Origin of the sequence: Thalassoglobus sp. JC818 (assembly GCF_040717535.1) — a bacterium.
Classification (GTDB): Bacteria; Planctomycetota; Planctomycetia; order Planctomycetales; family Planctomycetaceae; genus Thalassoglobus.
Genome location: NZ_JBFEFI010000011.1, coordinates 93,483 through 106,907, shown reverse-complemented (window position 1 = coordinate 106,907; position 13,425 = coordinate 93,483). Strand labels below are relative to the sequence as shown.

Annotated in this window: 8 protein-coding genes and 1 pseudogene; 4 read left to right on the top strand and 5 right to left on the bottom strand. The window is 49.8% G+C overall.

Annotation, left to right across the window (positions count from 1 at the left end; genetic code table 11):
• Positions 1–1,370: 1,370 nt before the first annotated feature.
• The 3 genes from AB1L42_RS21450 (at position 1,371) to AB1L42_RS21440 (ending at position 4,454) form a co-directional block, all read left to right on the top strand.
• Positions 1,371–2,372, top strand: a complete 1,002-nt coding sequence (locus AB1L42_RS21450) for a glycosyltransferase family 2 protein (protein ID WP_367061297.1) — start codon at positions 1,371–1,373, stop codon at positions 2,370–2,372.
• A gap of 4 nt (positions 2,373–2,376) precedes the next feature.
• Positions 2,377–3,060 (top strand): polysaccharide deacetylase family protein, encoded by a 684-nt coding sequence (locus tag AB1L42_RS21445; protein WP_367061292.1) that lies wholly within the window; start codon positions 2,377–2,379, stop codon positions 3,058–3,060.
• 176 nt (positions 3,061–3,236) lie between these two features.
• On the top strand, positions 3,237–4,454 hold the full coding sequence (locus tag AB1L42_RS21440; RefSeq protein WP_367061287.1) for an ATP-grasp domain-containing protein: 1,218 nt from the start codon (positions 3,237–3,239) through the stop codon (positions 4,452–4,454).
• Positions 4,455–5,550: 1,096 nt separating this feature from the next.
• Here the strand turns inward: AB1L42_RS21440 and AB1L42_RS21435 are convergent.
• A pseudogene (locus AB1L42_RS21435) lies at positions 5,551–6,147 on the bottom strand (IS630 family transposase); the annotation flags it as partial.
• Between the two features lie 131 nt (positions 6,148–6,278).
• Positions 6,279–6,479 carry a hypothetical protein gene (locus AB1L42_RS21430; protein WP_367061284.1) on the bottom strand — a complete coding sequence of 67 codons (201 nt, stop codon included), beginning with the start codon at positions 6,477–6,479 and terminating at the stop codon, positions 6,279–6,281.
• A 325-nt stretch (positions 6,480–6,804) separates the two neighbouring features.
• On the opposite strand from AB1L42_RS21430, the gene AB1L42_RS21425 reads away from it, so the two are divergent.
• Positions 6,805–6,993 carry a hypothetical protein gene (locus AB1L42_RS21425; RefSeq protein WP_367061279.1) on the top strand — a complete coding sequence of 63 codons (189 nt, stop codon included), beginning with the start codon at positions 6,805–6,807 and terminating at the stop codon, positions 6,991–6,993.
• 447 nt (positions 6,994–7,440) lie between these two features.
• Here AB1L42_RS21425 and AB1L42_RS21420 read toward each other — a convergent pair whose 3' ends face one another.
• The 3 genes from AB1L42_RS21420 to AB1L42_RS21410 all read right to left on the bottom strand — a co-directional run bounded on the left by AB1L42_RS21420 (position 7,441) and on the right by AB1L42_RS21410 (position 13,402).
• Positions 7,441–8,949 (bottom strand): sulfatase, encoded by a 1,509-nt coding sequence (locus AB1L42_RS21420; protein WP_367061276.1) that lies wholly within the window; start codon positions 8,947–8,949, stop codon positions 7,441–7,443.
• Positions 8,950–9,059: 110 nt separating this feature from the next.
• A complete protein-coding gene (locus tag AB1L42_RS21415; RefSeq protein ID WP_367061272.1) occupies positions 9,060–10,286 on the bottom strand; it encodes a hypothetical protein in 1,227 nt (408 codons plus the stop codon).
• 125 nt (positions 10,287–10,411) lie between these two features.
• Positions 10,412–13,402 (bottom strand): FG-GAP-like repeat-containing protein, encoded by a 2,991-nt coding sequence (locus tag AB1L42_RS21410; protein WP_367061267.1) that lies wholly within the window; start codon positions 13,400–13,402, stop codon positions 10,412–10,414.
• Positions 13,403–13,425 lie beyond the last annotated feature (23 nt).

Here is a 13,425-nt window from a genome sequence, read left to right as displayed (position 1 = left end):
CTAGTGCCCCGATGCGAAACGTTACTGAAGGACAAAAGTTGACCTCCGATCCTAACCAGTCCGATTGGTCGTTTGAAGACTTGTCACCCAGTCCATTCCGAGGAGTCGACACAACTGCTTGACATGCATGAGGTCGCTGGTTCGAGTCCAGCCGGGTGGATGTCCTGGAGACTCTTTTAGTACTCCAATCTAGTAAACAGGTTTGGCGAGGGGTAGCATAGTTGATTGGGCGAATGGAGACGCTCATGCTCAATCCCCTGTGCCGTAAGTTGACAGAACGTCGGTCAATGAGAACAGGGGCCAGATTGGACCGTCGGCGATCGCGCCGAACACGGCTCCGAAGCCGTATCTCTCGAATTCACAACAGCTTCTGATTGCAGACATGTTTCCGAGTGTATCGAACTCCTGCAACTGGGGACGCGCCAGAGTTTCTCCGCTGCTGTGTTTGGAGGTTGTATTATGCGTAGTTCAAACTGGTGCTCGATGGCAATTCGGAACCTCTCAAGTTGGCGAGAACGGTTTCCAAGTCCTACAACATTCTGGCGTCGATTCGATCAGTGAACAAGCTTCGGGTGGATCAAGTCAGCCTAGTTGAGACTGTTCGGAAAGCTTGACGCATTGAAACAACTTTGTTGGATAAAGTTCATGCTAGATGCCACGTTTCCCCCAGAGAAAGAGGGGGAGGCAGCGTCGGCCTGACGAAAAAGCGAAATTCTACGAAGAGCGGCCTAATGGTCGATGGTCACGGTCTGCGGCTTTCCGCTGTCATCACAAAAGCCCACTGCTTTTGAACGGTTGACGGCTTCGTCGTTACCGTCGGAGGTGAAAAGTTGAACGAACACTTGCCTAGCTCCGGAGCATTCATTTACTCGTGATCTGCTAAGAGAATCAATATTGTTCTTCAATGGTTTCGTTCAACTCGCCTACACCTTTCACTATCATTGTTGGTTTTGATAGGTCCTTGCAGAGTTTCCGGTGCCCTTTCGTTAAAATCGCCCCAGATCTCAAGAAAGTTCCAATATTCTACAAAGTTCCAACATTCTGCTGATATCGGCTTTCAAATGATTGAAATTGAAACAAGTCTCAAGGAGTTTGCACCTCTTGAATGACGAGCGCTGAGTGAGTCGACTCTATTTTATCGACAAGTGGCAGCACTGTCGGTTCCACAGAATTTGCGTCGCGTCGATGATGAAAGTTCGATTTGGCAGAAGGGCTTATAGTCATAACAAAGTGTTCTCCCAGAGTCGAGTCCTGACCAAATTCTGATCAAGAACTCGCCCCACAGGTTACTAGAATATCACGCATCAATGATCTCTCAAACATCTCCCATTGATTCACCCCAAACTGACAATCTATTGGGGGTTGTCATTGTGTCATTCAATTCTTCGGATGTGATTATTCCTTGCCTTCAAAGTCTCATTGAATCGAGCCACCAGGCTTTGAGGATTGTCGTTGTTGACAATGCATCTCCAGACAACACCATCGAGCTGATCGAGAGATGGGCTGGACAGCTCGTAGAATCGGGCCGACTTTCATTTGATATCATCACAAGTAATGAGAAAGAATTTCCCAACGACGCCAAAGCCCATTCCGTGACAATTTTCCGCAACCATCGAAACTCTGGTTACGCCGGGGCCTGCAACATCGGATTTCAGCTCCTCTACTGCAATTCCAAAATACTGAATTACTGGATTCTCAATCCTGACTGCGTCGTCTTGCCTGACACAGCAATAAACGCACAGAAAGCAATTGACAAGAACCCCGAGTACTCACTCATGGGCGGAAGAATCAATTTCACAGAGCCTGCCAACTCAATCCAGTCTGATGGCGGACAGGTCAACATGTGGACGGGGAGATGCAGAAACATTCACCAAGGACTTCCGCAAGACTCGACACCTTATCCCGAACTCTCGGAGATTGATTATTGTCCAGGTGCGCACTTCTTTGTGTCGCGTACTTTTTACGAGATGACAGGTGGAATGCAGGACGACTACTTTCTCTATTTTGAGGAGATTGACTGGGCGTTTCGACGGGGAGAACTTCCTTTGCAGTATTGTCATCATTCAGAGGTTTTTCATCAAGGAGGTACATCGATTGGCAGTCGAACGATGTACAATCGAGCGTCTGCCTTTTCGAATTACTTCAATTTTCGCAATCGAATCTTGTTCCTGATTCGATTTCACCCCTTGGGGATTCCAACTGCCTATGCCTATTCCATGGCATTGATTGCAAGACTTTGCCTGTACCGAGCATGGGATGAAGCGTATGGAGCATTCTGCGGTTTACACCAATTGCCCCCTCCAAAAAACATTAAAAAGCGACTCCAACAAACCAACGCGACATTTCTCAAGAACGCATTCGTCGAAACGTGAAAATATGAACTCTTCTAGAATTTCAATCGTAAATTTCCACGGCGTTGGTCAGCCATCGGGCGACATTCCGAGAGACGAACTGCCTTACTGGATCAGCGTAACTAAATTCAATGACATTATCGACCTAGCAATCAAGGAAATAGCCCTAGGCAATAAGATCGAATTCACAGTGGATGACGGAAATAGCTCAGACATTGAGATTATTGCCCCCAAACTTGCTGAAAACGGATTGAGTGCAACTTTCTTCATTTTAACCGGACGATTGACCATGTCTGGTTACCTGGATGCAGACGCAATTAAGAAACTTCTGGACTCCGGAATGTCGATTGGGCTTCATGGAAAAGAACACTGTGATTGGCGTGCTGTGAACGACACACAATTTTATTCTGAAACGATCGAAGCAAGACATCAGCTTGAAGAGATTTGTCAGTCTCCAATTGACACGGTCAGTATTCCCTTTGGAGCTTACAACAAGGCCGTTATCCGAAGACTGAAGGCAACTGGCTTTCAAAAGATTTTCACGAGTGACGGTGGCACGTCAACCCACTATTCTCAGATATGCCCCCGCACATCTATCCGCAATGATATGTCGGATGGGCAGATCACTGATATTCTCACTGGTAGAATGTCCATTAAGCGATTTGTGAAACGAAATGTTTCAATGTTTTTACGAAGGCATGTCGTTTGAATTTTGTTTTACAAAAAAGAACATTAGAATCAACAAAATCTACATGGTAGCGAAGGTAGAGTCTCGTTTTACACAACAATTGAGGCGGTGAGGATGGTTACTAATTTAATAGGTGTCAAATCAAGTATTAGAGGTGCTCGTATGATAACAATGAAACGCTTTTTGGTTCGTCAGTCATGAAGACTTCTATTGGAGGCCGTCAGCAACCACGTATTCTGATTGGGTTCGCGGATGCGATTTCAGCACCGGAAGTCGTATGGAGTTTGATTGACTCAGGTTTCTCAGTTGTTGTATTCCAGAGAAAAGCGACTTCATGCAGCCTTCGCTGGAGTCGTTTTGTAGAGATTATTGAGATCACAGCGCCAGAGGTCAGTGTTCTGCAATGCCAAGAAGAGTTGGTCACTGTATACAAGAGGCATTGTTTTGATGCAGTCCTGCCGTTAGACGATCAGGCTTTATTGGTTTGCTCCTCCTTGAACAAAGATGGCACGCTGATTCCACTCGCGTGTGCAGATGGCGCGAATGCATCGTTTGCACTTGACAAACGTCTCCAGATTCAGGTAGCTGTGGAGTCGGGGATGGATGTACCGGAGACGCATTTCATTCAATCTGTTGACGATCTCCGCATCGAGAATATCGCCTATCCTGTCATATTCAAACCTGCAATGGCAGCACGCGTATCGGGCAACAAAGTAACTCGCGGAAAGGCTTATTATTGCAACGATGGAAATGAAATGGCTCAAGCGGTTAAAGTGTGGAATGGGCAAGAGCCAATGTTGCTGCAGCCAATTCTTCACGGGCAGGGAGTCGGAGTTTTTGGTATCGCAAAGCACGGCAAAGCTTTGCATCTTATTGGGCACTCTCGAATCCGAATGATGAACCCTCATGGTTCCGGTTCAAGTGCATGTCAATCGATCGAAGTGGTTCCGACTCTTGCCGAGCAGGTTAGGAGATTCATTAGTAAAGCCGAATGGCATGGACTGTTTATGGTCGAAACTCTGATGGATGAATCTGAAAATTATTGGTTTATGGAACTGAATGGGCGACCATGGGGAAGCATGGCTCTCGCTCGAAGTTGCGGTTTCGAATATCCGTCCTGGACTGTGCAACAAAAGTTGGGGGCTGAACTCTCACCGCCTCCACCCGAAAACTGCTCTCACAAGATATGCCGTAATCTTGGAAGAGAGATTGTTCACCTAATAATGGTGGTTCGTGGACCTCAGTCAGATGCGATTCAACAATGGCCGTCAGTCACATGGACAATACTTCGACTTCTTAAATGGACTCCATTTCAATCCTGGTACAGCTTCCGTTGGTCAGATCCGATGGTTTTCGTTTTAGACACGTTACTGACACTCAAAAAGCAAGTCTTTGACAAACTGAGGTCAAGATGATTCTTCGCGCTGCGTGTCACGTTCATTCGACTTGGTCTTATGACGGGTCTTGGACGATCAATGAGTTGTCACAACTCTTCAAGGGTCGAGGATACGATGTTGTGCTTCTGACAGAGCACGATCGTGGATGGTCTGAAGAAAAGAGGCTCCGGCATCGCAATGAGTGTCGAACTGTATCTTCAGATGGGTTTTTGGTTATTTCAGGAATCGAGTACAGCGAGTCAACGAATACAAACCACGTCTTAACCTGGGGAGATGTTCCATTTGCAGGAGAAAACGTCCCAACTGTAGATCTTTTGAGGCATGTCAAGATTCACGAGGGCATCTGTGTGTTCGCACACCCTGCTCGCAAGAATGCCTGGAAGAATTTTCTACCGGAATGGAAAGACTTGCTAGATGGAGTTGAAGTTTGGAATCGAAAATCTGATGGATGGGCGCCAAGTGAATCAGGTATAGAGATCGCGAATGAATACGGCTTGCCTGGTTATGTCGGCCTTGATTTTCACACTCGCAAGCAGCTCTGTCCAATTACATTGAGAATCGATGTCGACGGTGGATTAACTGAAGAGAATGTCCTCCTAGCGATGCAGCAAAGATGTGTTACCGGAATCGCCTTCACTGTGACATCGGATACTTTCTTGCGTCCTGTCTTTCGTAGTGTCGCTGTTGTCCCTGAGAAAATTAGGTCAATTGGGGCGTTTCTTCTGAAGTGCACACAAAGATCAGTTTCTCAATTCAAGTGATGACTTCGTTAAAGCACATTTCAAAACCCGTTTCTATTGGATTTGCAACTTTCTTGCCAATCGACAAAAAAGCGGTTTCGAAATAGCCTCGGTGCATGTGAATTGTAGAAACCGTCGAGTTGCAATAAAGTAGCTTTACTCGCGGGCCCTTCTCGAAATCGAACAGTGTTGGAACATTCGCTAATGGAGATTTAAGTCTCCGAGTGTTGGGCCTCAAGGTTCTTGATCGGCCTCGCAGCAGCCAGCGCTATGAGCTTCATTCAAGAGATGGTGAAGTGGCTTTGTCAATGCGATGTTGAAACTGGTTCGTTCGCTTCCGTATTCGGTTATCGTCAAGTTAGAGCGCGTCCTAGTTAGGTGTAGCGGTAGCCGCAGTGTTTGAGGTAGTTTGCACACTCGTGGGCGGGGAAACGATCGAGCAATTGGCCACAGGTCTCCCAAAGCGCGTCCACCGTACGGCAGCCGCTCCTGCATAACAGCCATTTGAGTTTTGAGAACACCTGTTCAATCGGATTGAAGTCCAGGCAGGGGGGAGGCAGATACAGCACTCGGGCGCCGACCTCTTCGATGGCTTCGTGTACGCCAGCAACTTTGTGACTGTTGAGATTGTCCATGATCAGGATGTCTTCCGAATGGAGCACTGTTGCCAAGTGTTGGCGGACATAATTCACGAAGACTGCTCCGTTCACAGCGCCATCGATCACCAGCGGAGCAATCAGTCCGTTCAGCCGTAACCCCGCCAGGAAGGTCGTCGTCTTCCTATGCCCAAACGGTGCGTGACACACCAAACGTTCGCCACACAGAGCACGTCCACGAGGCCGGGTCATGTTTGTCTTGGCGCAGGTTTCATCGAGAAACACCAGCTTTTCAGGATCGAATCCCGATTGCATCAGTTTCCAAATCTCTCGATGAGCTGCCACATCAGGACGAAACTGTTCAGCCGCTCTTAAGACTTTTGTTTCAAATGGAGTTTCGAATGTTGCAGCGCGCGACACAACGTTTGAACGCTCAAATTTGTTCCGAGGATAGCCTTGAATTCCTTCAGCGTAAGATCAGGCTGACGCTGAATGGCCCCCTTGATCTATTCGACTTCAGGCATCCACTTTGGAGTCCGCTTTCGCGTCGGTGTAGGTGTCGTCTTTCCCTGTTCGCGGCGCTCCTGCTTGATTCGACGCACCCATGATTCACCGACATTGAACCGTAGTGCGACAGCGCGCGAGCCCCCACCCGCATCGCACGCAGCAAGAACATCCCTGCGAAATTCCTTCGAATATGGCTGCATCACCAACTCCCTTGTTATGACGCAACGCAACCTACCTAAACTTCGCAAAGGGCGCTAGTCACTCAAGGAATGCGCTTTAGTCGCCCGTTGCGTCATGACGGCTGGCAGGTGAGTGCAACGAGAGTTTATCGCTTGTGGCGTTGAGAAGGGTTGAAGGTCCTGAAAAAGATGCGGAAAAGAGAAGGCGGGGAACTAGTGGAAATGGTTGTCATCGGCATTTTGCGGAGTCCAAGGATCATGACTGGAGCTGGAACTTCATTTTTGATTACATCGAAAATGGGACCAAATTGAAGCGGCTCTTCATCGTCAAAAAGTACTTCAGAGAGTGTCTGGAGTTGAAGGCGATCGCATGATCACATGCGAGAATGGAGTTTATATTACGGCAGAAGTGTTTTCGGTGAGAGGAGAATCGCAGTACATCCGTACCGACAGCGGCCCTGAGTTTATCGAAACTGCGGTCTATCGATGGTTGGCTGAACGGAAGATCGAGGCATTAGATATCGAACCCAGTTAGCATTGAGAGAACGGTTATGCCGAGACCTTTCGCAGTCGTCTTGGAGACGAACTTCTGGAGATGGAAGACTTTGAGAGTTTATTCATCGCACTGAGACAAATGGCTTCTTAGAACGATGATTACAACCAAGACCGGCTACGCAGTTCGCCGGGCTATCTAGCCCCTTCCACAGAGTACACGTCTCCGCGTCGCGACAGGATGAATGACGCGGCTAGTTGCTCGGCATCCGCTCGGCTTATGGCCTCACTCCAGCAGTGCAACGAAAACTACCTAACGCAACTTTCATAATAGCTGATACCATTTTTGCAGACATCCCACATTTCGGCCGATTTGTGATCGTGAACTCCCGCGTACTACGGGGACGAGCCGATTTTTAGTGAGGTGCTGCCGGTTTTTCGTTCTAACAAACAACTGAGCTGCACCGACGATGACCCGATGTGATGTTCGTTACAGTCGCTCGGGGTTGAACGGCGTTTCGGGGATCGCTCCGGAAGCAAAGTTTCGGAGGAGCGGGCGCAACCGTTGAATCACTCGTGCCGCGCGCTCATCTGGAGAGACAGCCAAATTGTGAAACTCTCCGGGGTCGGTCTGATGGTCGTAGAGTTCGATTCCGTGCTGGCCGTCACCCCATTCAGTGTATCGGTAACGGTCAGTCCGAATACTGCAACCCATCACAGGTGTTTCGAGACGATCATCCTGAGGACGTAAGACCTGTGTGATCGCTAATCCGTCCCAGTCGGCATTCACGTCATCCAGAAGTGGGCGAAGGCTGCGACCTGCGAGTTCTTCAGGAGCTTCGATTCCGGCCAGGTCGGTGATCGTTGGATAGATGTCCACGAACTCGACGATGCGCTGGCACGGTCCTCTATCTTGTTGATGACCCGGAGAACGAATCATCAACGGAGCGCGGGCTGATTGTTCGAACAACGATCGTTTCTGCCACATCCCGTCGTGTTCTCCGAGATGGTATCCGTGGTCGCTCCACAAGACGACGATCGTTTTGTCGGCAATCCCAAGCCGGTCGAGTGCTTCCATCAGACGACCCACTTGAGCATCAATAAATGACACCGAAGCATAGTAAGCCTGAGTTGCTCTCAGCAGCGTCTCCTCATCGAGTCCATAGTTCGGGACGGGGCAGTTGTGAGCGAACGCTGCCACGGGGATGTCAGCGCGATCATCCGGCGGGCTGAAAGGGAGACGAAGGTCTCGAAGCGGGTATTGAGCGAAGTATTTCTTGGGAGCGACATAGGGCGTGTGCGGTCGAAAAAATCCAACACCCAGAAAGAACGGCTCGTCACGTTTTTCTTCGAGGATGCGAATTGCCTCCGTTGCGATCATTCCGTCGGTTTGTTCGGCGTCGTTCCCTTCCGCAGCCAGCCAACTCAGAGCTGCGCTGATCTTGCGATGAGGTTCCGCATTGAAAATCAACTCTTCTTCAACCTTATCACGCCCCGACGGATTAACCGTCCGATTCCAGGATGGAGGATCATCGAATCCGTCCGTCCCGATCGAGGCAGGTACGTTGTAGTGATAAATCTTCCCGACGCGGCCAGCAAAGTAACCTGCCTTTTGAAAGGCCTGCGGGAGCGTCACAGCATCCGGGACTTCGTCGCGAAAATGACGGTCGAGGTCATAGACCTTAATGACATCAGGTCGCAGCCCAGTCATCACCGATGCCCGCGTTGGATTGCAGAGCGGTAACTGATTGTAAGCACGCTGGAAGCAAACACCTTCCGCAGCGAGTCGATCAATGTGCGGTGTATGGGCGATCAGATCGCCATAGCATCCCAGCGTGCACGCTAGATCGTCGACAGCAATGAATAGCACGTTGGGCGATTCATCTTCACCTGCGACGATGCTAGCCAGTGGGACAATTAACAAAGCGACCGAAAGCACCAGTCGTTCGATTGGAGCAAACACGGGACAGATCTTCCTGAAGATGTTTGCTGAAACCATGATCGCCTCTTTCAGACCATGAAGGTGAGTTCGACGCTTACACTCGATGAGAAGCTGAAGAATTCGGAATCGCTGCAGCGACCAGGTTTCGAAACCTGCTCTGCACGTACCTATCCGCCGATTGCAAAAGTCGCAGCAATATCAGGTGTGACTTTCGATCCTCGAAGTTCGATGTGAGTGATGTGCCGGAGTTTCCTCAGGTAGTCTACGCACTCATCGGTCACATTCGTCCCAGCGAGATTGACGAATGACATCTTGCGAAGTTTTTCGAGAAACTCGACTTGCTCACACGTAATCGGTGAGTCGATCAAGCTCAGTGACTCCAAGTCCGGATGCAATTCGGAAAGCTCATCAAAAGCCGATTGTTCAGCATTCGGAAACGAGAGTCGGAGAAGTTTGACGGTTCCAAGGCGACCGAAATTCTTTAAACCGCTCGCCAGAGGTGACTGGGAGATGATCTCTAAGCTTTCGAGCACGCAATCCTCGGGAAGGCGATCTAACCCGTCAGATGTAATGTTGGCGTTCTCGAGTGTCAGATACCGAAGATGATCCAGGCCAACGAGAAGGATGAAGTCATCGTCGTCAATTTCCTGACCAACTTTCACTTCCTTCAAGTTCTCAAAAGTGGTGGCTGGCTGATAATCAATGTCTGCTTCAACTTCGACCGGGACGAGCAAATTCGCGATCAACTGCGGCTGTTCAACCGTTGAAAGAATGTCTGCCGGGGAATCCTCGGTCAGTTGAATGGTGATCATTCTCTGGTCATCCCATTCGTACACAGCTTTCGCTTCCTCGGGGCTTCCAAACACACTTTCAGCATTGATGAAGATGTCCGTGTTCTCGCCGAGATCATCTTCAAGTTGAAGCAATTCTTTGTACGGGATGGAGACGTCGTAGACAGAAAGCTCAATCAGATTGGGAAGTCCTGCTAGTGCCTTGAGTGCTTCAGGGCTGACGGCACATCCATCCAGCACGAGCGTCTCCAGCGACTTCAGTTCCGTAAGTGTTGGGATCGCAGAGTCGTCGACAGAAGTATTTGCGAGCGAAAGATATTCGAGCTTGGGAAGCTTCTGTAAATGTTGAAGGCCTTCGTTCGTGATCGATGAGTTCGATGCGTTTAAGGATTCAAGGGTCTCGATCTTTGAGACGGTCTCCAGGTCGGAGTCATTAAACTGATCGGTCTTCATTTCGACGGAAACAATCTCGCCGGAATCCAGCTGGCGAAGACTCATGCCTCGACTCCGAAGTGAATCCGCCGGTCCGTTGGATTGAGTGAACCAGTAGATCAAGCCAGCCACAACGATCAGAGCGGGCAACCAGATTTTCGCTTTATTCATTCTCAAACACCTGACAAAAGATACATCAACGATTGAGAATGGGAGTCTAATCGTTCATCCGCCAGCTGTCTATTGGGCGATTTGAGAGACTTTCATCGATCTCTTGCAGAGAGCGAATCAAGAAATCAGTTGGTAATCGTGGAGTCAGGTCGATCGTTTTGAGAAGCATTCACACCGATGGAATAGATTTTTTCTTGTTCTTCGACGATCAAAAAATGCCCCGGCACATTCACATCTTGGATGACCTGTCGAATGCCGCTGGGCCACTGAATTTCAATCTGAACAGCGCGGTCGAGGTCAGCCCATCCGATATTCAAAACGCGCTCGTTTGAGGCCAGATACCCATCTCCCGCTGTCAGTTGCACGAGTCGAGAGCTCTCCTTTCCGGTGATGCGAACTCGCGCACCGATGGCATCTCGTGCAGACTGAACCCCTTTCAGGGTGAGCTTGAGATGCTTTCCGACAGGGAGAGTCTGATTCGTCAGTAGGGCATAATCTTCGTCAAGATGACCGACAATCAAGTCGTCGAGGCCATCACGATTCCAGTCAAGCTTGACAGCTGCTCGTCCCAGGTGAAGTCGTTGAAAGTATTCGCCGACTTCTGATCCTGGCAGCTCGTGAAATTGGATTCCCGCTTGATAGAAGAGTTGCGGCGCCATTCGAAACGGCCGACCAAAACGTGTGAGGTCTTGAAGATGCCCGTTCGCAACGAACAGTTCTGGAGTGCCGTCAAGATCGGAGTCGAGTGACTGCGTTCCAAATCCGAGGCTGTTCCATGTCGTGCTTTCAAGTTGACTGGCGACTGTCCGGTCTTCGAAAAATCCCGGAGTCAGTTGCTGGTAGAAGGTATTCGACTCAGCCAGGAAATTAGTCGTATGAAGATCAAACAGGCCGTTCTGATCGAAGTCGCTGACAACGACTCCCATGCAACCTTCCGCTTTTCCATCGCGGTTAAACGCCACTCCAGAAGTTAAAGCGACATCGTTCAGTTGAAGCCCGTCAGTCTTGCTGCTGCATTGAAACAGGTAATTCGCGGTTGTGTCGTTCGCCACAAACAGCAACGGCCCGTCGGAGTGTTCTTCCCGCCAGGTCACGATTCCGAGCCCTTTGCCGTCCATCGCTGGGAGTACGTTGGGCTGAATGGATTGAAACATTCCTGATCGAGTATTCAGCCGGATTGAGTCCGGTGCCCCGTCAAAATCGTACGGCTGACACATTGCAAGTGAGCCGTCAGCATGAAGACAGGTCTTGCTGAGACCGTCGGTCCCGCTGAGGTAGTTGACGTCATAGAGGTCCGCCAGACCATCGGAATTGAGGTCTGCCACGAGGCAACTCGTCGTCCACTGTTCTTCAGAATCGAAATCAGCTGACAGCGCAAAAGTTCCGTCCCCGTTGTTGATGTGCAGAGCGTTTTTGCCGAAGTTCGCGATGTAGACATCAGGGAATCCATCAGAGTTGACATCGCCGATCGAAACTCCCTGTCCGAAACCTGTCTCTTCGACGAGAGCACGCTGCTCGACGGAAACAAACTGTTCGCCGGACAGATTCCGGAACAGTTGATCGTGACTTGATCCCGCAGGTTCCAATGGGCGGCAGTCAGCTTGTGTGCAAATCACGTCCGGCCATCCGTCCAGATCGAAGTCAATGACTCCGATGCCACCTCCTGAAAACGTCCAGATCAGTGGCTTCCCATCGGCACCGGTTTTGTTTTGGAACCGAAAGTGAAAACCAGTTTGCTGTGCTTGATCGACAAAGGCGATTGCAGGAACTGCCTGGCTCGGAGCGTTCTGCTGAGGAGAATCATCTCGAGACGGCGGCGAAAGTGGAAATTCATCCGGAGTCAACGGGACAGGATCGATAAAAGAGATGAGCGTTAGTCGAAGTGGAGTTTCGCGACAATCGCTTTGCAGCTGTTCGTACAACTTGCGAAACGCTGAAGAGTTCGGATCGATATCGATTGCGATCTTGCAAAAGTGAAGTGCTTCCCAAGCACGGCCGACTTCATAATAAGCGTTCGTCACTGCCAGAAGATCGTCGATTCCTCCCTGTTGTCCTCCGAAAAGAACGCGCGAAATGACTTGTTCAAATTGGTCGAGCTTCTGAAGTCGATCTTTGAGGACAATCACCCCTTCGTCTCGATCAGCGTCGGCAGCCAGTTGAATGAGTTGGCTGGTCACAGATCGAGATTCCGGAGCGAGTTGCCAGGCTTTCAGGTAGCAGTGCATTGCAGAAGAACGATCACCTTGTCGGGCAGCAAGCTCTCCTCGTGCTTGCCAGTATTGCGGATATGACAACTCTCGATCTCTTGCCGTCTCAATTTCAATCGAAAGCTCTCGGTCTCTTTCAAGTTTCGACAGTTCAAGCATGAGCAGTGGTCGAGTGATTGAAGGAGCGTTGCTCAATTCCAGGGCTTCTCGCAATAGTCTGATCGCCGCTTCGGGATCGTCATTGAGAATGGCTCGCTGTGCGAGTCCGAGAATTGGAAAGGAATCCTCTGGGGTCGCTTCTCGTGCTGCGAGTAACGTCGGCAGATCATCGATTCCGCTTTCCTCGCGAGCGAGTAGCATCACGAGATCCGTCTCAGCTCCAGACTGAATCACTCGTAAGATCAGCTCGACCGAGTCACTCTTTTGACCACACAGGGTGAGCAGATTCGCCTGGTCGGTAAGCGTCTGAACGTCGTTCGGTTCAGCATTGAGAGCGAGTTGAAAGCATTTTGCTGCTTTGTCGAGCTGAAGTAAGTGATCGCGATAAATCAACGCAGATCGCTTCTGCAGTCCTGCACTCTCAGGAAACTGCTCGATCAACGAAACGGCCTCCTGAAACTTCTGTTGGCCTGTCAGACATCGAGCAAGAAGTTCTGCGGAAACGGTGTCTTTTGGAGAAGACTCGTGCAGTTCGCGAGCGAGTTCTTCCGCCTCAATAAACTCACCAGTCTTTAACGATTGTTCTGTCTTCTCAATGAGCAACTCGCGGGTTGGAGTCGCGTTGAAGGTTCTCAGTAGTACTGTCCCGACGACTCCAATCAGGATGCCGGCGAGAATGATTCGCATCGCGAGAGCAGAACGTGATCGAGTGATCGGCGGTTGATTGCTTTCTTCGATTTGCACAGCCACTGCAAGTGTCTTGAGATTTGATG